General features: G+C 44.0%; 23 protein-coding genes. 22 read left to right on the plus strand and 1 reads right to left on the minus strand.

Going from position 1 to position 21,276, the window contains the following annotated elements; all coding sequences use genetic code 11:
* Position 1: 1 nt before the first annotated feature.
* The 14 genes from ACIQ0H_RS04255 (at position 2) to mtnN (ending at position 14,702) form a co-directional block, all read left to right on the plus strand.
* Entirely contained in the window at positions 2-1,147 is a 1,146-nt protein-coding gene (locus ACIQ0H_RS04255) for a cysteine desulfurase family protein (protein ID WP_403411377.1), read from the plus strand.
* Between the two features lie 209 nt (positions 1,148-1,356).
* On the plus strand, positions 1,357-2,478 hold the full coding sequence (gene mnmA / locus ACIQ0H_RS04260) for a tRNA 2-thiouridine(34) synthase MnmA (RefSeq protein WP_403411380.1): 1,122 nt from the start codon (positions 1,357-1,359) through the stop codon (positions 2,476-2,478).
* A gap of 13 nt (positions 2,479-2,491) precedes the next feature.
* On the plus strand, positions 2,492-3,157 hold the full coding sequence (locus ACIQ0H_RS04265; protein WP_403411383.1) for a tetratricopeptide repeat protein: 666 nt from the start codon (positions 2,492-2,494) through the stop codon (positions 3,155-3,157).
* A gap of 13 nt (positions 3,158-3,170) precedes the next feature.
* A complete protein-coding gene (gene recD2, locus ACIQ0H_RS04270; protein ID WP_403412366.1) occupies positions 3,171-5,621 on the plus strand; it encodes an SF1B family DNA helicase RecD2 in 2,451 nt (816 codons plus the stop codon).
* Between the two features lie 435 nt (positions 5,622-6,056).
* Positions 6,057-8,690: an alanine--tRNA ligase gene (alaS, locus tag ACIQ0H_RS04275; RefSeq protein ID WP_403411386.1), complete on the plus strand. Its 2,634-nt coding sequence runs from the start codon at positions 6,057-6,059 to the stop codon at positions 8,688-8,690.
* 217 nt (positions 8,691-8,907) lie between these two features.
* The gene (locus tag ACIQ0H_RS04280) at positions 8,908-9,180 is read left to right on the plus strand and encodes an IreB family regulatory phosphoprotein (RefSeq protein WP_403411389.1); all 273 of its coding nucleotides are present in this window, start codon (positions 8,908-8,910) and stop codon (positions 9,178-9,180) included.
* Positions 9,177-9,593 carry a Holliday junction resolvase RuvX gene (ruvX, locus tag ACIQ0H_RS04285; protein WP_403411392.1) on the plus strand — a complete coding sequence of 139 codons (417 nt, stop codon included), beginning with the start codon at positions 9,177-9,179 and terminating at the stop codon, positions 9,591-9,593. The genes ACIQ0H_RS04280 and ruvX overlap by 4 nt, the downstream gene beginning before the upstream one ends.
* A 13-nt stretch (positions 9,594-9,606) precedes the next feature.
* Positions 9,607-9,903, plus strand: a complete 297-nt coding sequence (locus ACIQ0H_RS04290; protein WP_403411395.1) for a DUF1292 domain-containing protein — start codon at positions 9,607-9,609, stop codon at positions 9,901-9,903.
* A gap of 119 nt (positions 9,904-10,022) precedes the next feature.
* Positions 10,023-11,147 carry an endolytic transglycosylase MltG gene (gene mltG / locus ACIQ0H_RS04295; RefSeq protein ID WP_403412368.1) on the plus strand — a complete coding sequence of 375 codons (1,125 nt, stop codon included), beginning with the start codon at positions 10,023-10,025 and terminating at the stop codon, positions 11,145-11,147.
* A 10-nt stretch (positions 11,148-11,157) separates the two neighbouring features.
* The gene (locus ACIQ0H_RS04300) at positions 11,158-11,793 is read left to right on the plus strand and encodes an O-methyltransferase (RefSeq protein WP_403411398.1); all 636 of its coding nucleotides are present in this window, start codon (positions 11,158-11,160) and stop codon (positions 11,791-11,793) included.
* Between the two features lie 43 nt (positions 11,794-11,836).
* On the plus strand, positions 11,837-12,475 hold the full coding sequence (gene udk, locus ACIQ0H_RS04305) for a uridine kinase (protein ID WP_403411401.1): 639 nt from the start codon (positions 11,837-11,839) through the stop codon (positions 12,473-12,475).
* 102 nt (positions 12,476-12,577) lie between these two features.
* Positions 12,578-13,054 carry a transcription elongation factor GreA gene (greA, locus tag ACIQ0H_RS04310; protein ID WP_403411404.1) on the plus strand — a complete coding sequence of 159 codons (477 nt, stop codon included), beginning with the start codon at positions 12,578-12,580 and terminating at the stop codon, positions 13,052-13,054.
* Between the two features lie 200 nt (positions 13,055-13,254).
* On the plus strand, positions 13,255-13,974 hold the full coding sequence (locus ACIQ0H_RS04315; protein WP_403411407.1) for a YrrS family protein: 720 nt from the start codon (positions 13,255-13,257) through the stop codon (positions 13,972-13,974).
* Positions 13,975-14,009: 35 nt separating this feature from the next.
* Entirely contained in the window at positions 14,010-14,702 is a 693-nt protein-coding gene (gene mtnN, locus ACIQ0H_RS04320; protein WP_403411410.1) for a 5'-methylthioadenosine/S-adenosylhomocysteine nucleosidase, read from the plus strand.
* A 451-nt stretch (positions 14,703-15,153) separates the two neighbouring features.
* Here mtnN and sigK read toward each other — a convergent pair whose 3' ends face one another.
* The gene (gene sigK / locus ACIQ0H_RS04325; protein WP_340738405.1) at positions 15,154-15,855 is read right to left on the minus strand and encodes an RNA polymerase sporulation sigma factor SigK; all 702 of its coding nucleotides are present in this window, start codon (positions 15,853-15,855) and stop codon (positions 15,154-15,156) included.
* A 321-nt stretch (positions 15,856-16,176) separates the two neighbouring features.
* On the opposite strand from sigK, the gene ACIQ0H_RS04330 reads away from it, so the two are divergent.
* The 8 genes from ACIQ0H_RS04330 (at position 16,177) to ACIQ0H_RS04365 (ending at position 21,231) form a co-directional block, all read left to right on the plus strand.
* The gene (locus ACIQ0H_RS04330; RefSeq protein WP_403411414.1) at positions 16,177-16,692 is read left to right on the plus strand and encodes a YqeG family HAD IIIA-type phosphatase; all 516 of its coding nucleotides are present in this window, start codon (positions 16,177-16,179) and stop codon (positions 16,690-16,692) included.
* A 2-nt stretch (positions 16,693-16,694) separates the two neighbouring features.
* Complete coding sequence (gene yqeH / locus ACIQ0H_RS04335; protein ID WP_403411417.1) at positions 16,695-17,795, plus strand: ribosome biogenesis GTPase YqeH; 1,101 nt, start codon at positions 16,695-16,697, stop codon at positions 17,793-17,795.
* A gap of 13 nt (positions 17,796-17,808) precedes the next feature.
* The gene (gene aroE, locus ACIQ0H_RS04340; protein WP_403411420.1) at positions 17,809-18,636 is read left to right on the plus strand and encodes a shikimate dehydrogenase; all 828 of its coding nucleotides are present in this window, start codon (positions 17,809-17,811) and stop codon (positions 18,634-18,636) included.
* Between the two features lie 3 nt (positions 18,637-18,639).
* Complete coding sequence (gene yhbY / locus ACIQ0H_RS04345) at positions 18,640-18,930, plus strand: ribosome assembly RNA-binding protein YhbY (RefSeq protein ID WP_403411423.1); 291 nt, start codon at positions 18,640-18,642, stop codon at positions 18,928-18,930.
* Positions 18,931-18,940: 10 nt separating this feature from the next.
* The gene (locus ACIQ0H_RS04350; RefSeq protein ID WP_403411426.1) at positions 18,941-19,510 is read left to right on the plus strand and encodes a nicotinate-nucleotide adenylyltransferase; all 570 of its coding nucleotides are present in this window, start codon (positions 18,941-18,943) and stop codon (positions 19,508-19,510) included.
* Positions 19,500-20,054, plus strand: a complete 555-nt coding sequence (gene yqeK, locus ACIQ0H_RS04355; protein WP_403411428.1) for a bis(5'-nucleosyl)-tetraphosphatase (symmetrical) YqeK — start codon at positions 19,500-19,502, stop codon at positions 20,052-20,054. The genes ACIQ0H_RS04350 and yqeK overlap by 11 nt, the downstream gene beginning before the upstream one ends.
* A 92-nt stretch (positions 20,055-20,146) precedes the next feature.
* The gene (gene rsfS / locus ACIQ0H_RS04360; RefSeq protein ID WP_403411431.1) at positions 20,147-20,494 is read left to right on the plus strand and encodes a ribosome silencing factor; all 348 of its coding nucleotides are present in this window, start codon (positions 20,147-20,149) and stop codon (positions 20,492-20,494) included.
* On the plus strand, positions 20,491-21,231 hold the full coding sequence (locus tag ACIQ0H_RS04365) for a class I SAM-dependent DNA methyltransferase (protein ID WP_403411434.1): 741 nt from the start codon (positions 20,491-20,493) through the stop codon (positions 21,229-21,231). Before rsfS ends, ACIQ0H_RS04365 begins: the two co-directional genes overlap by 4 nt.
* Positions 21,232-21,276: the final 45 nt, after the last annotated feature.

A 21,276-nucleotide genomic window follows, 5' to 3' on the forward strand; every position in this document is an offset into this window, starting at 1 on the left:
TATGACAACAATTTATTTGGATCACGCTGCGACGACCCCGATACATCCGACAGTCAGCGCAACGCATCATAAACTGCTCGAATCTGTTTTTGGCAATCCTTCCAGCATTCATCATTACGGTAGGGATGCGCGAAAATGGCTTGATGGCGCCAGAAAAACATTGGCGCAGTCTATTCATGCAGAACCGGCAGAAATCATTTTTACAGCAAGCGGTACGGAAGCGGATAATAACGCAGTTTTCGGCACGGCCGTGGCCATGAAAGCTAAAGGAAACCATATTATTACATCCGCAATTGAGCACCACGCTGTATTAAACCCATGTAAACAACTTGAATTACTTGGGTACGAGGTCACGTACTTAGAAGTGGATAAAAATGGACAAATCACTGCGCAGCAAGTGAAAAATGCTTTGAAGGACTCAACCATTCTTGTTTCCATTATGTATGGCAACAACGAGGTGGGAACCATTCAACCGATTCGTGAAATCGGTCAGTTGTTGAAAGAACATCAAGCCATATTCCATACGGATGCCGTTCAAGCATATGGACTTGTATCACTTGATGTGGACGAACTTGGAGTCGATTTACTATCGGTTTCGGCTCATAAGTTAAACGGACCTAAAGGAATAGGCTTCCTTTATCAACGTAAAGGAACGGATACAACGCCGTTGCTTTTTGGTGGCCAACAAGAAAGACAACGCCGAGCCGGCACGGAAAATATTCCGGCAATTGTCGCTTTTTCGGAGGCGGTAACCATTGCTGGACAGACCATGGAACAAAATGCTGAGAATTACAGAAAATACGCCACTATGTTAACGAATGTATTTGATGAACTAGCAGTTTCCTATGAAGTGAATGTCGATGAACATGTGGAAAAACTGCCACACGTCATCAATATTAGCTTCCCTGGAACGGATATCGAATCGCTACTGGTCAATCTTGACATGGCGGGTATTGCTGTTTCAAGCGGCTCAGCATGCACTGCTGGTTCTCTCGATCCATCGCATGTGTTGTCTGCTATGTTCGGGGAAGGTTCACCGAAACTGCGAAATTCAGTACGGTTTAGCTTTGGGCTTGGGCTTGATGAGCAAGTGATAAAGGAAGCAGCGGAAACGACAGCGAACATTGTCAAACGTCTTGTGAAATGATTATCAATTACGCCCCGGCGTAATTGCGTCCGGATTTTTTCGAGTGAGCTCGAAAAGTTCCCCTAAAATCCGTGACATCCGCCGGAGGCTTTATCTTTGTTCGGCGGGTGTTCGAATACACGCTGGACAGGAAATTAATACCGCAAATATTCACCACCTATGGAGGTGGGAGTATTCAGCTGAATAAAGATAAAAAGGATGAGAAATATATGAGAACAACAAAAGCACCAGCGGATACAAGGGTTGTCGTCGGCATGTCAGGCGGCGTCGACTCATCCGTTGCAGCACTTCTATTGAAAGAGCAGGGATATGATGTTATCGGTATCTTTATGAAGAACTGGGACGATACAGACGAATTTGGTGTCTGTACTGCAACGGAGGATTATGAAGATGTCATCAGCGTGTGTAACGAAATCGGTATTCCGTACTACGCAGTCAATTTTGAAAAACAATATTGGGATAAAGTATTTACTTATTTCCTTGAAGAATACAAGGCAGGACGTACACCTAATCCAGACGTTATGTGTAACAAAGAAATTAAGTTCAAAGCTTTTCTTGAACACGCGATGAGCCTTGGAGCGGATTATTTGGCGACGGGTCATTATGCACAAGTTGTTGAAGTAGAAGGTGGCGTGTCCATGCTTCGTGGGAAAGATGAAAATAAAGATCAAACTTATTTCCTCAATCAGCTTACTCAGGAACAACTGCAAAAAGTTATGTTCCCAATCGGTCATATGGATAAAAGTTTGGTGCGTGAAAAAGCGGTTGAAGCAGGACTTACGACAGCAGCTAAAAAAGACTCTACAGGCATTTGTTTTATTGGTGAGCGCAATTTTAAGGATTTCCTTGGTCAGTATTTGCCGGCACAACCTGGTGATATGAAGACGATGGATGGAGAAGTAGTCGGTCGTCATGATGGACTGATGTATTATACAATCGGTCAGCGTCACGGTCTGGGTATCGGTGGAGCAGGTGATCCGTGGTTTGTATTCGGCAAAGATTTGGCGACGAATGTGTTGCTTGTCGGCCAAAACTTCCATAATGAAGCACTATTTTCAGATAGTTTGACAGCCATTGATGTTGGCTTCTCAACAGTGCGCGAATTACCAACCACGTTTAACTGTACAGCGAAATTCCGTTATCGTCAGCCGGATACAGAGGTTACAGTTGAGCTAACTGGCGACGGAACGGCTGTGGTTCGATTTGCACAACCAGTTCGTGCAATTACGCCAGGCCAAGCGGTGGTCTTCTATGATGGGGACGAGTGTCTCGGTGGCGGAACAATCGATACAGTTATTAAAAATGGTAAACAACTTGAATACGTTGGATAAGGGGAATTGAAAGATGAATTATAATGAAATCGGCATTACTGCACTGCAAGATGGAGAATATGAAAAAGCGGTCGAATCGTTTGTGAAAGCAATTGAAGGGGATCCGGAAAACGCGGTTGGTTACATCAACCTAGGGAATGTTTTTGCCTCTCTAGGAGATGCTGAAAAAGCAGAGCCGTTTTTCCAAAAAGCGATTACGTTTGATGCAGAAGCGGGCACGGCATTTTATGGCCTTGCCAATCTTTATTACAATAAAGAACGTTATGAGGAAGCGGCAAAATTATACGAAACAGCGATTCGTCATGGCGTGGAAGAAGCGGATGCTTATTTCATGCTCGGTAAAAGCCTTGAACGTGCGGGCAAAGAGAAATTGGCCCTGCCGTACTTGCAACGAGCTGCCGAATTGGCGCCTGATGATCTTGAAATACGACTATCTTATGGCATTGTACTTGCAAATATGGAGTTATTTACGGAAGCAGGAGCCGAATTCCGTTTCATTATTGAGCAAGACGAAGAAAATGCGGATGCACATTATAATCTAGGCTTTTTGTATGCAGTGTCGACAGAGCAGAAACAAGATGCACTCGCACATCTAGAAAAAGCCTTTACAATCGATCCAGAGCATGTTCAAGCACGTTATATCTATGACATGATTCAACTGGGTGAAAACGAAAAGTAAAGGGGTGGCGGTGATGGAAGGACACAGCGGGGTAGCAAAGGTAGAAGAGATTTTTTTAATTGGGCGACCGGTTGTGACTATCTTCCATAACCCTGATAGTCTCTTTACAATTGTCAAATTGAAAGTGCGCGAAACGAACAGTGGGTATGAGGACAAGGAAATCATCGTCAAAGGTAGTTTTCCGCAGTTGACACCCGAAGAAGATTATAAATTTACAGGTAGACTCGTCAATCATCCTACGTACGGTGCGCAGTTTGACGTGCAGACGTTTGCGAAAGAGATGCCGGCGACGGAGACGGGACTTGTTCATTATTTGTCGGGAGATTTGTTTCCAGGTATCGGGATGAAAACAGCCCAAACAATCGTCAAAAAACTGGGTAAAGATGTTATTAAAAAAATCTTAGATAATCCAGCTGTTTTGGATACAGTACCCAGATTATCGGATGACAAGAAAGAGACACTGGTCTCTGTCCTTGAACAAAATATGGGTCTCGAACGGACGATCATCCAGTTGAATGAATGGGGATTTGGTCCGCAAATCGCGATGCGTATTTATCAGACGTATCGTGAAGAAGCGATTACACAGCTGACTGAAAATCCGTATCGACTCATTGAAGAAGTTGAAGGGGTCGGTTTTCAACGCGCGGATGAACTCGGTAAGAATCTTGGCATAACGGGAAATCATCCCTCAAGGATAAAAGCTGCGATTCTCCATTCGATGAATCAAGCGGTGCAATCCGCGGGACATGTTTTCGTAGAAGCGGAAGCGATTTTACCGGAAGTGAAGAGACTTCTTGAAATGAGTCAACCTGTTGATATTCCGTTTGATGCCATTTCCCAGGCGGTCATTGAACTTGTTGAGGAAGGGAAACTAGCGGCAGAAGGGCGTAGACTGTACATACCTTCTCTTTATTTTTCGGAGATTGGTATTGCGGCGAAAATTGACCGGATTTTGCAAAATGATACAACGGATCGGTTTCCTGTATCTGAAATAAGAAAAGCGGTTGGAGAAGTGGAAGAACGGCTTGGCGTCAATTATGCGGAAACGCAAGTGGCGGCGATTGAGACCGCACTTCATTCCCCCGCTATGATTTTAACAGGTGGTCCAGGGACAGGGAAAACGACTGTCATACGCGGACTGGTCGAGGTATATGCAGAACTGCATGGCTTGTCGCTTGACCCAAAGGAGTACGCTAAGAAGCAAGAACCGTTTCCGATTGTATTGGCGGCACCCACAGGGCGTGCAGCGAAGCGGATGTCAGAATCGACGGGATTACCCGCGATGACCATTCACCGTTTACTTGGATTTAACGGACTAGAGAAGGAAGAGGAAACCGAGCGAGAAGTGGAAGGGCGCCTCATTATTATCGATGAAATGTCGATGGTAGACACTTGGCTAGCCCATCAACTTCTGAAAGCGCTCGCCAACGATGTCCAACTCTTATTCGTTGGTGACCAAGATCAGTTACCGCCGGTTGGACCGGGGCAGGTCCTTAGAGATATGTTGGATTCCGATAAGGTGCCTGTTGTAGAACTGACCGAAATTTACAGGCAAAGTGCGGGTTCAACGATTATCGAAATGGCACATATGATTAAACGATCCGAATGGTCTACGGACATCACGCAAAAGACATCCGACCGATCGTTCATCAAAGCGAGCGCGGAACGCATCCTCGAAGTTGTGGAGCAAGTTGTCAAAAATGCCATTGCAAAAGGACATCATATCAAAGACATCCAAGTCCTAGCCCCAATGTATAAGGGGCCTGCTGGAATAGATGGGCTGAATAAGATGATCCAAGAAATGGTCAATCCACCAGGGCCTGAGCGTAAAGAAGTCGTATTTGGCGAAGCCATATACCGCATTGGTGATAAAGTGCTCCAGCTTGTCAATCAACCCGAAAGTAACGTTTTCAATGGAGATATGGGCGAAGTCATCTCGATTATTAAAGCGAAAGAGACGATTGACAAAAAGGAGTTACTTGTCGTTTCGTATGACGGGATTGAAGTGACTTATGAGCGAAGTGATTTAAACCAAATCACGTTGGCCTATTGTTGTTCGATTCATAAATCGCAGGGAAGTGAATTCCCAATCGTTATTATGCCTGTCGTACGTAGTCAACGCAAAATGCTTCGACGTAATTTATTATATACGGGCATTACACGCGCGAAAAACTTCCTGATCCTATGCGGAGAACCGGAAGAGTTTAGGGCAGGAATTAGCCGAACGGATGAGTTGGAAAGGCAGACGACATTGAAAGAACGATTAAATGGCGATGTCGTTGTGTCAGAAAGTAATGCAGTTGCCGACCAGCAATCAGAAGTTCAGGCTCAAGAAGAAGTTGTTGAAACAAATGATTCAGAACCGATTGTGTATGAGCTAACGCTTGATACATTCATCACAATTGACCCGCTGATTGGTATGAAAGGCATCACGCCCTATGACTTTCTTGAAGCAACTGATTGACAAGGGGACAGAACTTTTCTATAATCCAGATAGAAATGCATTAGCATCTGACTATTGAAGCGAAATACCCAGTTCATACGCAATACGTTGACGGAGAAAGTACACATGTCTACTCGTTCAGAAAGAAGCCCCTTGGCTGAAAGGGCTTTCGAGTGTGGATGTCGAAAAGCTACTCCCGAGTGCAGCTCATCCCTGCCGTCCGCCGCGTTAAGGCAACCAGAGATGCCGAATGCAAGTCGTTCGGTAATTAGGGTGGTACCGCGAGACTAACATCTTCGTCCCTTGTTTTAGGGGCGGGGATTTTTTTGTGCTCACAGGATGTGAGTGTGCAGCAGGGAGGGATTGCACTTCATCCCTCCTTATTGCGGCAGGACGCTGCGAACTTTGGCTGCGTTCTTTAGCCTACGCTTTTCCCAATCATGAGGAGGAATTTTTATGAAAAACTTAACAACGTCACAAATTCGTACGATGTTCTTAGAATACTTCAAAGAACAGGGGCACAGTATCGAACCTTCAGCCCCACTTGTCCCGATTGACGATGCATCCCTACTTTGGATTAACAGTGGTGTTGCGACACTTAAAAAGTATTTTGATGGACGTGTTGTGCCAACAAATCCGCGTATTGTCAATGCACAAAAATCAATCCGTACAAATGATATTGAAAATGTCGGGAAAACCGCACGTCACCATACATTTTTTGAAATGCTTGGTAACTTTTCGATCGGAGATTACTTCAAAGAGCAAGCGATTCTTCATGCTTGGGAATTTTTGACGGACGAAAAGTGGGTTGGCTTTGATCCGGAACTTCTGTCCATTACAATCCATCCAGAAGACGAAGAGGCATATGCAATTTGGCGTGATAAAGTAGGGATTCCTGAACATCGAATTATTCGATTAGAGGGGAACTTCTGGGATATTGGGGAAGGTCCAAGTGGTCCAAACTCTGAAATATTCTATGACCGTGGACCGACATACGGTGATGATTTCACGGATCCTGAATTGTATCCGGGCGGCGAAAATGAACGCTATCTTGAAATCTGGAATCTTGTGTTCTCGGAGTTCAATCATAATCCAGATAATACGTACACACCACTACCGAAAAAGAATATTGATACAGGCATGGGGCTTGAGCGTATGGCATCTGTCATCCAAAACGTTCCAACAAACTTCGATATCGATATTTTCCAACCAATCATCCGGGCGACTGAACAGGTTTCTGGTGAGAAATATGGCGTTACTGAAGAGAAGGATACTGCATTCAAAGTTATTGCAGACCATATCCGCACAGTTGCTTTTGCTATTGGAGACGGAGCACTACCGTCAAATGAGGGTCGGGGCTATGTCCTCAGAAGATTGCTGCGCAGAGCCGTACGTTTTGCTAAACAACTTGGCATTCACAAACCGTTCATGTATAATCTTGTACCGGTCGTTGGGGAAGTTATGAAAGACTTCTATCCTGAAGTAGACGACAAGCAGGCGTTCATCATGAAAGTGGTTAAAAACGAAGAAGAGCGCTTCCATGAAACATTGAATGAAGGATTGGCTATTCTAACTGGTGTTATCGATAAAGCAAAATCATCTGGTACAGCTGTTATTGAGGGGGCGGATGCGTTCCGACTTTATGACACATATGGTTTCCCGTTTGAGTTAACGGAAGAATTTGCGGAAGAAGCAGATGTCACAGTTGACCGTGCTGGTTTCGATACAGCAATGGACAATCAGCGTAAACGTGCACGTGCCGCTCGTCAAGATGTTGATTCGATGCATGTTCAATCGGGAATGCTTGGTGAAATTCATGTTCAAAGTGAATTTGTAGGCTACGACACACTACAGTGTCAATCAACGGTCGTTTCTTTATTGCTACAGGGGAATGTAGTAGACCATGTGTCAGAAGGTGATGAAATTCAGTTTATCCTGGATCGCACGCCATTTTATGCGGAAAGCGGCGGACAAGTAGCGGACAAGGGGACAATCAGCGGTGATACATTCGTGGCAGACATCAAAGATGTTCAGAAGGCGCCAAACGGGCAAAACTTGCATACGGCAGTGATTCGTTCAGGAGAATTGCTGACAGGGGCAACTGTACAAGCTGAGGTTTATGAAGAAGCAAGGAAATTGACAATTAGGAACCATACAGCAACACATCTTTTACACAAGGCGTTAAAAGAAGTATTGGGAGAGCATGTCAATCAGGCTGGTTCATATGTAGGTCCAGATCGTCTACGTTTTGACTTCTCGCATTTCGGCCAAGTGACGAAAGAAGAACTTGAGACAATCGAACAGATGGTTAATGAGAAAATTTGGCAAGACATAGCCGTAAATATTGCAGAAAAGCCAATTGACGAAGCGAAAAAGATGGGGGCTATGGCTTTATTTGGTGAAAAATACGGTGATGTCGTTCGCGTCGTATCAGTCGGCGATTATTCGTTGGAACTTTGTGGAGGCTGTCATGTTCCATCGACGTCCGTTATCGGTTTGTTCAAACTGGTATCTGAAGGTGGAATCGGGGCGGGTACCCGTCGTATCGAGGCATTGACAGGACAACAAGCTTATCGGTCATATAAAGAAGAAGAAGCTACGCTTGTCAGTGCAGCAAGTCTGTTGAAATCGAATCCAAAAGACTTAGTAACGAAAATCAGTTCTGTATTAGCGGATATGAAAGAGTTACAGCGTGACAATGAATCGCTGTCTGCTAAACTAGGGAATAGCCAGGTTGCGGACGTATTGGCGTCAGCGCAACAAATCGGTGACGTCTCGGTCATTGCTACACGTGTAGATGTCAAAGATAACAATGGATTGCGTCAGATGATGGATGAAATGAAGCAGAAATTAACGAATGCAATTATTGTCCTTGGTGCAGCCGTTGATGGTAAAGTAATGCTTGTTGCAGGTGTGACAGATGATTTGAAATCTGGGAACTATCATGCTGGTAAAATCGTCAATCATGTTGCAATTCAATGTGATGGTAAAGGCGGTGGGCGACCAGATATGGCGATGGCTGGAGCAAAAGACGCATCAAAACTTGATGAAGCGCTTCAATCCGTGTATGATTATGTCAAATCTGTTTAACTTGCTTCAGCAGAATTCCTTCACTTTTATAAGAGAGAACTATACTTCTCTTTAGTGCCTGGAAGAATGCGAAGTATCATTCTATTCAGTAGGGGGAAACCTCTACTGAATCAATTTCGCTGTAGCGTGATTGATGGGACGATACGAATCGGTTATAATGATAATCGGAATGCTATCCGATTCGTAAAACGGATGATCTGAAAGCGGGGTGTCGATTATGGATTTATACGATAAGACGATGAAATTCAACTTTCCCGAAGAGTCGATGGAGCAAGAAGTTAAGCAGGTCATGCTCCATGTGCACAAGGCACTAGATGATAAGGGGTATAATCCAATCAACCAGATTGTCGGCTATCTTCTATCGGGCGATCCAGCATATATACCGCGTCATGAGGAAGCACGTAATTTGATTCGGAAATTGGAACGAGACGAGATTCTAGAAGAACTTGTGAAGTTTTATATCCGTGAAAACGGGGGACAACCGGATTGAGGACAATGGGATTGGATGTAGGGTCCAAAACGGTCGGCGTTGCGATCAGTGATGCTCTTGGGTGGACAGCCCAAGGCATTGAAACGATAAAGATCGATGAAAGTGCCGGCCAGTTTGGCATGGAAAGAATCCAGGAACTTGTAAAGGAATACAGTGTGAGTGGATTCGTAGTGGGTTACCCTAAAAATATGAACAACACGGTCGGACCGAGAGGGGAAGCATCTGAAAACTATGCGGAACTTTTAAAAGAAACATTCGGTGTTCCAGCTATATTATGGGATGAACGACTGACGACGATGGCTGCTGAACGCGTGTTAATAGACGCTGATGTAAGTCGTAAAAAAAGAAAGACTGTTATTGATAAGATGGCAGCAATCATGATACTTCAAGGGTATCTTGATTCAAAAAATTGATGAGGTGATCGGAATGGAACACGGACAAGAAACAATGACGATTGTAGACGAGAATGGCTTAGAGCACGTATGTGAGGTTATTTTCACATTCGATTCAGAGGAATTTGGTAAATCATATGTACTTTACCACGTATTGGGTGAAGATGATACAGACGACGATGAGGAAGTTGAAATCCACGCATCTGCCTTCGTTCCTTCTGAAGACAACGTAGATGGCGAGTTGCTACCAATTGAGGACGACGCTGAGTGGGAAATGATTGAAGAAATGTTGAACACGTTCCTTGCTGAAGAGGACGAAGACGAAGAGTAATCCATATGCGCACGGACGGGACGGTCCAGACCGTTCCGTTTTTTCATTGGGGCGATTGATTATTGTCATTTTACAAGGGGCTTACGGTTGATGCTCCAATCGAAAGAGGTGGATTCCGCATGGCGAATGGCTCAAAAAAAGATGTCATGTTTGAACGGATGCGTGAAAAGAAAAAAGAAGTGAAAGTTGTTCGGAGAATTGTTCTGATTATCACGTTAGTTACTCTTCTCATTGGACTTATCGGCGGACGTTCTGTCTATAAATACATAACAAGTGCATTGCAGCCGATAGATCCGAATTCCGAAGAAGTAATTGAAGTGGAAATTCCAATTGGTTCAGGACTCGACACGATTTCCGCTAAACTTGCAGAACAAGGGATTATCAAAGATGCGCGTATTTTTAAGTATTACGCGAAATTTAATAATGAATCCCAATTTCAAGCAGGTACGTATGGTTTGACAAAAGCGATGACGTTGGATGAATTGATTGAAAGCCTGAAAACTGGCAAAGTATACAGAACACCTGTATTTACCATTACGATTCCGGAAGGCTTAACTTTGCAACAGATTGCGAAAATCGTAGCAAAACACACAGGAATTTCAGAGGATGAATTTCTTGCTTATGTCAATGACGAAGCGACGATCAGTATGCTAATAGGTAAATATCCAACAATCCTGACGGAGGATATTCGGGCAGAAAATATCAAATATCCACTAGAAGGTTATTTATTCCCTGCGACATATCCTTTTTATGAAGAAAAACCAACTGTTGAAACGATTGTTGAAACGATGGTCCGTGCGACCGCAACAACTGTCACACCTTTTCTTGATTTTCTTCAAAAAGAGGAGAAATCGGTACATTGGCTGTTGACGTTCGCTTCCTTACTCGAAGAAGAGGCGACAGCGCAATCGGATCGGGAAACCATTGCTAGCGTATTTTTCAATCGACTAAAGATTGATATGCCTTTGCAAACGGATCCAACAGTCCTGTACGCATTAGGAAAACATAAAGATCGTGTCCTATATGCTGATTTGGAAGTGCAAGATCCCTATAATACGTATGTCAATAAAGGATTGCCGCCAGGGCCGATTGCTGGAGCAGGAAAGTCCTCGCTTGAGGCAGTTATTGATCCTGCAAAGACGGACTATCTGTATTTCCTAGCGGATAAGCAAGGAGTCAATCATTTTACTGACTCGTATGATCAACATTTGAAAAACCGGGACCTTTATTTGTCCGGAAACTGAGGGGAACAAAATGAGTAAGTATGCGGCATATGTAGCCAATTTTAACAAAGAACCAGATGCGTTTGTCGTTGAAATGGAACAGTATGCGGTAGAGCATCATGTTCCAATTATGGACAGAGGCGGTATGGAACTGCTTATCGGTCTTTTACGCATTCAAAAATCACAGCGTATTCTTGAAATTGGTAGTGCAATTGGCTATTCGGCTATCCGGATTGCTGAGGCACTGCCAGATGCCTCTGTCGTGACGATTGAACGAGATACCGATAGATATTCGAAAGCGGTCGACTTTATTACACGGAGTGGTCTAGAAGAGCGGATTGCTATTCTTGAAGCAGATGCGCTGTTAACAGAAGAGGCCGTCATCTTTGGTCAGACTTATGATGCGCTTTTCATTGATGCTGCAAAAGGGCAGTACCAACGTTTTTTTGAAAAGTATTCACCGACAGTTGCTACTGGTGGCGTTATTTACTGCGACAATATGTTTATGCATAGCGCCGTGCTGTATGAAGAAAAAGATATTCCAAGACGTAATCGTACAATGATACGTAATCTAAAAGAATTTACTAGGTGGATTATGGACAACCCGGATTATGAAACATCCCTGCTAGCCGTGGGGGATGGGCTACTAATCGCAGTTAAAAAATAACGATATTTTATCTAGGAATATTAATGTGTAAGGAGAATTTGACATGCAACCAAGAAAACCTCTCGTTATCGGAATCGCAGGTGGTTCGGGATCCGGTAAGACGAGCGTTACGCATTCGATTTATGATGTGTTTAAAGAGCATTCTGTCGTCGTCATCGAACAGGACTTTTATTACAAAGACCAATCCCATTTAGCTTTTGAGGAGCGGTTGGAAACGAATTATGACCATCCATTGGCGTTTGACACAGATCTATTGATTGACCATGTGGGAATGCTATTGGATCGTCAAACAGTGGAAAAACCTGTGTACAATTATTCATTACACACGCGGTCTGATGAGACGATACGCATTGAACCGAAGGATGTTATAATCCTCGAGGGGATTTTAGTATTAGAAGATGCACGCCTACGTGAACTGATGGATATTAAGTTGTTTGTGGACACGGATGCAGATTTGCGCATTATTCGTCGAATTATGCGGGATATCAACGAACGGGGTCGTACAATTGACTCAGTCATAGAACAGTATTTGTCTGTTGTTCGTCCGATGCATAATCAATTCATTGAACCGACTAAAAGATATGCTGATATTATTATTCCAGAAGGTGGTCATAACGAAGTCGCAATTGACCTAATGGTTACAAAAATAAAAACAATTCTTGAATCTGGAACGAAACTGTAATATGATGATGACAGAATTCTATAAAGATGAACACTATGCCGCATACCTATCGTAGGCGTGGCATAGTATTTTTATGAACAGGAATATGAGGAGTGTTGTGAAATGATTACTGAGAAGAAGTTTCCTATGACTGCGATAGGTAAGCAAAAGTTGGAAGAAGAGCTTGAATTTTTAAAAACAGTTAAACGTAAAGAAATTGTAGAGCGTATCAAAATTGCACGTAGTTACGGTGACCTTTCGGAGAACTCGGAATACGATTCTGCAAAAGAAGATCAAGGCTTCCTAGAAGGGAAAATCTCGACGCTAGAGTCAATGATCCGTAACTCAGTTATCATTACAGAAGATGAGCTGAATACGGATGAAGTGCGTCTCGGGAAAACGGTTACATTCAAAGAACTGCCAGATGGTGATGAAGAAACATATACAATTGTTGGTTCTGCTGAAGCAAATCCAATCGAAGGTCTCATTTCAAATGATTCACCAATCGCCAAAGGATTGATTGGTCGTCGTAAAGACGAGGAAGTAAAAATCATAACGCCTGGTGGAGAAATGTTAGTAATCATTTTAGAAATAAAGTAAAGTGTTAATAACCGCCTTCAACTTTGAGGGTGGTTTTTTCACTGTTTTCCAATGAAACAAATTTTCTTTTGCATCGTCTACTATAGATGGTTGAGCATACTGCATTTATTTGAATCTGCACCAACAGCAGGGAACGCATTGCTTGATTCAACTTATCTACATCAGATAGCCTATAAAATGAAGATGGAGGATGATGACATATGACAGAACAAGGACCTAACTTTTCAAGGTCGGGGCGAAATAAAAGTCGGAAACGTTCGAGTGTTATTTTGAATAGTTTGATTGGGGTCGTCGTCTTACTGATAATCATTGTGGCTGCGACGATTGTTCTTGGAAATGATGACGATGGAAAAGCGGGTGACGAAAATTTACCCTTAACAGGTGATACCGCAGCTGAAGAAAAACAGGCTGAAGATGATCCTCAAGATAATGAAGATGTCACTACAAATGATGCTGAATCCGATTCGACGGATGAAGAGGAGTCTGGTCAACCAGAAGGGTCTAATACGCTGCCAGAAACTGGCTCGGTGAAGGAAGATGGCAGTGTTGAAGGAGACGATCAAAGTTCCGGATCGGTTACAAGTGTCATATCAGACGACGCCATCATTGCCGAGACAATTGTCGATGCATCATGGCAACCCGTCGGTACGACTCAAACTGGTGACCATGTTTCCCAATATAATAGTGACTCAGTTGACTGGAATGAAAAACAGCAGGCGCTTGCGTATGCAACTGGGTTATCTCAGGACTCAATGATTTTTTGGAAAATCAAGAACAATGGCGGACCGCAGAAGTCTGTAGGAATTGTTTCCTCGAAGGATAAAGAGGAAAAATATCGTGTCTATCTCGAGTGGGTCGATGGCGAAGGCTGGAAACCTGTTCAAATGGACGTATTGAAAACATTAGATTTCGCGTATTAAAAATAGTGGTGCAAAGCAAAGGATGGATGAATAGCATGAAAATCGCAGTAATTGGTGCAATGGAAGAAGAAGTAGAACTTTTACGTGAAGAGATTGGCTCTGGACAGGTAACAACGGTTGCAGGTTGTGAATTTATCGAAGGCCAAATTGGTGAACATACCGTGATCCTTGTCAAAAGCGGCATTGGTAAAGTAAATGCAGCAATGGCGACGACGCTCTTGTTAAATAATTTCACACCAGACGTTGTGTTGAATACGGGGTCGGCGGGTGGATTCCTAGCATCCCTTGAAGTCGGGACAGTCGTTATTTCTGATGAAGTACGTCATCATGATGTCAATGTGACAGCCTTTGGCTATGAGCTTGGGCAGGTGCCAGGGCACCCTGTGGCATATCTTTCAGATGCTAAACTAATCGACGTAGCACGCGCTGCTGTTGAGGAAATTGGGAAGCATGCACACGCAACGGGATTGATTGCTTCTGGAGATACATTCATGAGCGATGCTACGCATGTTGACAAAGTGAAGGAACAATTCCCAACGATGATAGCGGCAGAGATGGAAGCAGCGGCTGTTGCACAAGTTTGTCATCTATTTGGTACACCGTTTGTGGTGATTCGAGCGTTATCGGATATAGCAGGAAAAGAATCATCCATCAGTTTCGATGAGTTCCTTCCAGTTGCGGCTCGTCATTCGACTGATATTGTTTTAAAAGCTATCTCGAAACTTTAAGCATTTCATGGTAAGATGGTTCTATGAGTAAATCTGATTGATAGATTTTCAAGGAGGGATGTCACATGTTGTTTTTAATGGCAGGTGTGTTTATCGCATCAACAATCATTGCAGTCGTCATTTCTAGTGAGGTTCGTGCTGACTGAGTAAGAAAAGAAGAGGCGTTTCCTATGTTGGGATCACTCCCCGCATGGAAACGCCTTTTTGTTTTTTTCGTTGTCTAGCTCCGGGCCCCAGCCGCTCGTGTCATAAGCAATCCAGCAGGGAGGGGTAGAACTGCATCCCTCCTATGTAGCGTAGAGCGCCACGTCGTGCCTGCAGGAACCAGGTACGCAGTCGGGAAGGATTGAACTGCATCCTTCCTTGTTGCCGCAGGACGCGGCGATCTTAGGCTAGCCATCTTTAACAGTCTTATGCCTGTCAAGTCTGAGCAGGCGCCCTTCGCATTTCGTTATTCATTATACTCATGCTTGAATAACTGATACAATTTAACGATTGCGCGTTTTTCAATCCGGGAGACGTAGCTTCTGGAGATATCGAGCTGTTCTGCGATTTCTTTTTGTGTCATGGGTTGATCATCGAGCAGACCGTAGCGTCTTTGGATAATCTCAAGTTCCCGACCGTCAAGTTTCCCAAGATGGCGATATAACCGTTCCTTACGTTCTTTGTGTTCGACCGCCTCAACGGGGGTTTCATCGTCCGTTTGAAGTAAATCCGCAATTTGCAGAGATTGACCGTCTTTATCCATACCGATTGGATCGAAGAGTGAAACGTCTTTTTGAACTTTTTTCTGAGTGCGCAAATACATCAGTATTTCGTTTTCAATACAGCGAGCTGCGTATGTGGCCAGTTTCGTTTTCCGATCAGGTGTGAAACTGTTCACTGCTTTCATCAGTCCAATCGTTCCAATGGAGATATAGTCATCGAGCAATTCGTGTTTTGGATGGAATTTTTTTACGATGTGTGCAACGAGGCGCATATTGCGTTCAATCAGTTCGTCTCTTGCGTCTTCATCACCTTCCGCCAGGCGTTGAAGGCAAGCCGCTTCTTCTTCTTTCGATAGAGGGCGCTGAAAAGCCTGCCCACGAATATAGCCGATCACTGCAGGAACTTCAAGCCATAGCTGAACAATTGCCATGACAAACCCGCTCATCGGGCCACCTCCTGTGTCGTTGTATGACAGCATATGCGGTCGGGTCCTGCCGTATCACCGATTTTTTAGTCGGACATGCGATACAGGATGTCCGTATTTTCTCGTCTAGGCTCTGGGCGCCAGATGCTCGGAGGCTCACATTGAGGTGAGTTACGCAGTGGATAGGGATTGATCTGCATCCCTCTTTGTTGCCACAGGATGTGGCGGTCTTAGATTGCGTATTTTTATACAGACGACCTGCGCTTTTGTTCAACAATACATGTATTGCATGCTGTTATGTTATAATCGTTTCAGAAACAGTACTACATCGGAGTGGATAACGTGTACAATAAATTTTTGCCAGGTGAATATGTTAAAAACGTTTTTCATATTAAACCAGAAAACCTCAAGGAAAGAGGGGTCAAAGGCATTATTACAGATTTAGATAATACCCTTATCGAATGGGACCGGCCAAATGCAACGCCGGAAGTCACGGAATGGATGACGGCGATGAAAGATGCTGGTATCCAAGTGATGATTGTTTCAAATAACAATGAAGCCCGCGTGAAAGCATTTTGCGATCCGTTAGGCATTCCGTTTATTTGTGCTGCGCGCAAGCCGCTGCGCAAATCTTTTAACAAAGCGCTGGCCACGATGGGAATCCAGAAAGAGCAAGCGGTATTCATCGGTGATCAGATGATGACCGATATACTTGGAGGAAACCGAGCAGGATTACATACGATACTTGTTGTACCTGTTGCTAGTTCGGACGGTTTTTTCACGAAATTCAATCGGATGATGGAAAGACGAATTATGGCCAATCTTAAACGTAAAGGCATGATTAAGTGGGAGGAATAAGTTTGGAAGAAATTAAATGTATTGGTTGTGGGATTACAATCCAGACCGAAGACCCGAAAGTAGAAGGCTATGCGCCCCCTGCATCGATGGAAAAAGAAGATGTGATTTGCAAACGCTGTTTCCGGCTACGCAATTATAATGAATTACAACCTGTATCGTTATCGGGTGATGATTTTTTAAATATCTTAAATGGGATTGGTCAAAAAGATGGCTTGGTCGTCAAAGTCGTCGATATTTTTGATTTCAATGGCAGTTGGATTAATGGCCTACATCGTTTTGTTGGCAAGAAAGATATTTTGTTGATTGGGAATAAGGCCGATATTTTGCCGAAGTCGTTGAATCCTAATCGTTTGATTAATTGGATGAAAGCTGAAGCTGCAAAACTAGGTTTGAAGCCTACTGACGTCTTGCTTGTTTCTGCCCATACCGGCAAAGGAATGGAAGAGGCCCTTACGGCAATCGATACACATCGACATGGCAAGGACGTCTATGTGGTTGGCTGTACGAACGTCGGAAAATCAACATTCATTAACCGTATTATCAAGGGGGCAACAGGCATCGGGGAAGTGATTACGACGTCCCATTTCCCGGGAACAACACTAGATCTTGTTGAAATTCCACTTGAAGATGGTAAAGCAATTTATGATACACCAGGGATCATCAATGATCACCAGATTGCACATTACTTGGATGCACAGGATTTGAAAGCTGTAACACCTAAAAAAGAGATTAAGCCGAAAGTATTCCAGTTAAACGCTGAGCAGACGCTGTTCATTGGAGGGCTTGCACGCTTTGATTTTATAGCTGGGGAACGTTCGTCCTTTACGGTTCATGTATCAAATCATTTGCCGATTCATCGGACGAAGTTGTCTAATGCAGATGCGTTGTATAAAGAACATTTAGGCGAGCTACTCTCACCGCCATCTGGTGAATCGCTGGAGAAACTGCCACCACTTGTACGCCATGAGTTTTCCATTCAAAAAGGGAAAATGGATGTGGTTATTTCAGGGCTTGGCTGGTTGACCATTCAGCATCCAGGCGTTGTTGTCGCTGTCCATGCACCGCGTGGCGTTGATGTCGTTCTACGCTCATCCTTAATCTAAGGGGGAATACTCTATGAAAAAATGGCATGCTGTTATCGGAGACCCCATTGCCCAATCGATGTCTCCTGCAATGCACGATTTCTGGTTTGCTGAAAATGACATCGATGCTAGCTATATTCCTGTTCATGTAACAGCGGATGGGCTTGAGGAAGCGGTAGCAAGCTTGAAACGTCTTGGCTGCAGTGGATGGAATGTAACAGTGCCTCATAAAAGTGCGATTATCCCATTTCTTGACCAGTTGGAATTGTCGGCCGAACAGATGGACGCAGTGAATACAGTTCACGTCCTCCCTGGCGGCTTGCTTGTCGGTTCCAATACAGATGGTCTTGGCTTTGTTCGCGCGCTAGAGGAAGCGTATGGCACGCAATGTAAGGACAAGAAGGTACTAATCATCGGTGCGGGTGGGGCGGCACGCGGCATTGCCTATGCACTGCATACCATGGGATACGGTCCTATTTCATTCACAAATCGAACCGTGGAAAAAGCCGAACAATTGGCATCGGGATTAGTACATTCCACCGTCTTATCTATTGTTGAGGCGGAGTCTACACTTGCAGAATTTGGACTAATTGTCCAAACAACGACGGTCGGCATGAACTTTGCACAACCGGGTATGCCGCTTCATCCAAAGCATGTGGTGAAAGGGACTATCGTTGCCGATATCATCTATAATCCACTAGAAACGGAATTTCTTGCAGAAGCCCGTAAAAGAGGGGCAAAAACGCTAAATGGTGTCGGTATGTTTGCCCATCAAGGTGCGCTTGCATTTGAAACATGGACAGGCATTCGACCGAATACGGAACAAATGATAAAAAAAATAACAACAACTCTTGGAGGTTAACACATGTTAACAGGTAAACAAAAAAGATTTTTACGCAGTAACGCAAATCAATTACAACCGCTCGTTCATATTGGTAAAAGTGGCTTGACTCAGTCAGTTATTAACCAAATTGATGAAGCGCTAGAAGCAAAAGAATTGATCAAAGTAACGATTTTACAAAATTGCGAAGAAGATAAAAACGATATTGCTGTAAAACTTGACGAACAGGTAGGGATTGAAGTCGTTCAAGTAATTGGTAGTATTATTGTTTTATATAAAGAATCAAAAGAGAAAAAACGTATCGAACTGCCGTAAGGAGGATACTATGAAAAAAGTTGGCATACTTGGGGGGACGTTTAACCCACCTCATATCGGTCATCTACTTGTTGCAAATGAAGTGATGCATGCTCTTGGTCTCGATGAAGTTCGGTTAATGCCGACTGCGGTTCCACCGCATAAGACCGCGCCTGGCGATGCTACGGCTCAACAGCGTCTTCACATGGCGGAACTCGCTGTGGCTGATATGGATGGCCTGTTTGTATCTTCGTTCGAAGTGGAACGGGGTGGGATTTCCTACACGTATGATACGATGGAACAGTTAACAACCCTGGAGCCTACTAACGACTTTTACTTCATTATCGGCGGTGATATGATTGACATGTTGCCGAAATGGTATCGCATTGAGGAGCTTGTTGGACTTGTTAAATTTGTCGGTGTGGGACGACCTGGTACGATCGGAATAACAGATTTTCCGATCAACCTCGTAGACATACCGCAGATTGATTTGTCATCGACTCTCATACGACAACGGTATGCTAATAAGGGGACCGTCCAGTTATTACTCCCTCTTGCTGTGGATACATTTATACGTGAGGAGGGTTTATATGGATGTTAACGCACTCAAACAACAATTGTTACAGCGACTATCAAAAGGGCGTTATGAACATGTCTTGCGTGTCGCGGATACAGCGAAACGACTAGCAGTAATGTACCAGATTTCAGTTGAACAGGCGGAGCAGGCGGCATTATTCCATGACATTGCAAAATGTATGGACAGGGATAATCTGCGCTGCGGACTTGAGCAAGGGAATGAGGATGCACGACTCTATTCATTCCACCATGAACTATGGCATGGTCCAGTGGGGGCGATGATTGCGCGTGATGAGTTTGGCATTTCTAATGTGGACGTTTTGAATGCAATCCGTTATCATACGACGGGGCGTGCCAATATGTCGATGCTTGAAAAACTTATCTATGTTGCAGATATGATTGAACCTGGACGCAGCTTTCCAGGCGTAGAGAATTTACGGGAACAAGCTGAGGAAAATCTTGATACAGCAATGGGAGCTTGCATCTATCAGTCGGTGCAATTTCTTGTGAATAAAAGAGTACCGGTTTTTCCGGATTCGATTGACTGTTACAATGAGTACGTGAAGTAGAACGCAGTCTAATTACGCGATATTTTGTCGAAACAAGCATCCTGAATAACAGGACGCTGGAGAATAGATAACCAGAAGGGAACAGTGACATAATGACAACTACATTACTAACAGCAGCTTACCAAGCAGTAGACGATAAAAAAGGGGAAGACATCGTCGTCCTAAACATGGAAGGGGTCTCGCTTATCGCGGACCAATTCATCATTTGCCATGCAAACTCTGAAAGACAAGTCCAAGCAATTGCCAAAGAAGTAGCAGACAAAGCTGCAGAAAACGGCTATATGGTAAAAAGAATTGAAGGAATGGATTTAGCAAGATGGGTACTAATCGATCTTGGCGATGTTGTTGTCCATGTATTCCATCGCGATGAGCGTGGCTATTACAATCTTGAAAGGCTTTGGGGAGATGCTCCATTGCTTGATATGGCCGAAGGAAAATGAATCATTCCTATACTGAATTTGCCGCTGTCTATGATGAACTCATGACGGACATTCCCTACGATGCTTACGTTGAACTACTTGACGAAGCAGCGGGGGGGATTGCTGGTAAAAGAGTGTTGGATATCGGTTGCGGAACAGGACTGTTATCCGTGAAGCTTGCAAAGCAAGGTGCGCAAGTCACGGGGATTGATCTTTCCGCTGATATGCTTGCGGTTGCTGAAAAACGGGCAAGGGCGCTTTCCTTGCCTGTCCAATTTATTGAACAACCGATGCAGCAGCTGACTGGTTTTACTGGCTATGATGTTGCCGTTATCGCAATCGATTCGTTGAATTATTTAGCGGAGAAAGAAGATGTGTGTGCGACATTTCGTCATATCCATGCGTCGCTCGCAGTAGGTGGGACGCTCGTGTTTGACGTCCATTCGACGTTCAAAACGGATGTCATTTTCATGGAAGGTCCTTTTACATTTGATAATGATCGAATTGCGTACATATGGGAAGTGGAAGAGGGGGAACATCCCCACTCCGTTTATTCTGAACTGGCCTTTTTTGTTCAGGAAGCCAATGGCTTGTATAGACGTTTTAATGAGGTACATAACCAGCGGACATTTGAAGTCCATGATTATGTAGACATGCTGATGGAAGCTGGCTTTTCAGTGGAGCGAATATTTGCAGATTGGGAAGATGAGCCACCGCACGAAGAATGTGAACGCGTATTTTTTCAAGTACGAAAATAATCTTTTAACTTCATACCTCAGGGGTTTAACAACCCTAAGGTATGA

It is taken from the genome of Sporosarcina sp. NPDC096371, assembly GCF_044762865.1.
Taxonomy (GTDB): domain Bacteria; phylum Bacillota; class Bacilli; order Bacillales_A; family Planococcaceae; genus Sporosarcina.

What these genes read in the sequence shown, in the direction of transcription:
- ACIQ0H_RS04365 (WP_403411434.1), top strand. Translation starts at nt 20,491, where the DNA reads ATGAATCATTCCTATACTGAATTTGCCGCTGTCTATGATGAACTCATG.
- yqeK (WP_403411428.1), top strand. Translation starts at nt 19,500, where the DNA reads ATGGATGTTAACGCACTCAAACAACAATTGTTACAGCGACTATCAAAA.
- mtnN (WP_403411410.1), top strand. Translation starts at nt 14,010, where the DNA reads ATGAAAATCGCAGTAATTGGTGCAATGGAAGAAGAAGTAGAACTTTTA.
- ACIQ0H_RS04255 (WP_403411377.1), top strand. Translation starts at nt 2, where the DNA reads ATGACAACAATTTATTTGGATCACGCTGCGACGACCCCGATACATCCG.
- mltG (WP_403412368.1), top strand. Translation starts at nt 10,023, where the DNA reads ATGGCGAATGGCTCAAAAAAAGATGTCATGTTTGAACGGATGCGTGAA.
- ACIQ0H_RS04300 (WP_403411398.1), top strand. Translation starts at nt 11,158, where the DNA reads ATGAGTAAGTATGCGGCATATGTAGCCAATTTTAACAAAGAACCAGAT.
- greA (WP_403411404.1), top strand. Translation starts at nt 12,578, where the DNA reads ATGATTACTGAGAAGAAGTTTCCTATGACTGCGATAGGTAAGCAAAAG.
- rsfS (WP_403411431.1), top strand. Translation starts at nt 20,147, where the DNA reads ATGACAACTACATTACTAACAGCAGCTTACCAAGCAGTAGACGATAAA.
- ACIQ0H_RS04315 (WP_403411407.1), top strand. Translation starts at nt 13,255, where the DNA reads ATGACAGAACAAGGACCTAACTTTTCAAGGTCGGGGCGAAATAAAAGT.
- sigK (WP_340738405.1), bottom strand. Translation starts at nt 15,855, where the DNA reads ATGAGCGGGTTTGTCATGGCAATTGTTCAGCTATGGCTTGAAGTTCCT.
- ACIQ0H_RS04280 (WP_403411389.1), top strand. Translation starts at nt 8,908, where the DNA reads ATGGATTTATACGATAAGACGATGAAATTCAACTTTCCCGAAGAGTCG.
- udk (WP_403411401.1), top strand. Translation starts at nt 11,837, where the DNA reads ATGCAACCAAGAAAACCTCTCGTTATCGGAATCGCAGGTGGTTCGGGA.
- aroE (WP_403411420.1), top strand. Translation starts at nt 17,809, where the DNA reads ATGAAAAAATGGCATGCTGTTATCGGAGACCCCATTGCCCAATCGATG.
- yhbY (WP_403411423.1), top strand. Translation starts at nt 18,640, where the DNA reads ATGTTAACAGGTAAACAAAAAAGATTTTTACGCAGTAACGCAAATCAA.
- mnmA (WP_403411380.1), top strand. Translation starts at nt 1,357, where the DNA reads ATGAGAACAACAAAAGCACCAGCGGATACAAGGGTTGTCGTCGGCATG.
- ACIQ0H_RS04350 (WP_403411426.1), top strand. Translation starts at nt 18,941, where the DNA reads ATGAAAAAAGTTGGCATACTTGGGGGGACGTTTAACCCACCTCATATC.
- alaS (WP_403411386.1), top strand. Translation starts at nt 6,057, where the DNA reads ATGAAAAACTTAACAACGTCACAAATTCGTACGATGTTCTTAGAATAC.
- ACIQ0H_RS04265 (WP_403411383.1), top strand. Translation starts at nt 2,492, where the DNA reads ATGAATTATAATGAAATCGGCATTACTGCACTGCAAGATGGAGAATAT.
- recD2 (WP_403412366.1), top strand. Translation starts at nt 3,171, where the DNA reads ATGGAAGGACACAGCGGGGTAGCAAAGGTAGAAGAGATTTTTTTAATT.
- ACIQ0H_RS04290 (WP_403411395.1), top strand. Translation starts at nt 9,607, where the DNA reads ATGGAACACGGACAAGAAACAATGACGATTGTAGACGAGAATGGCTTA.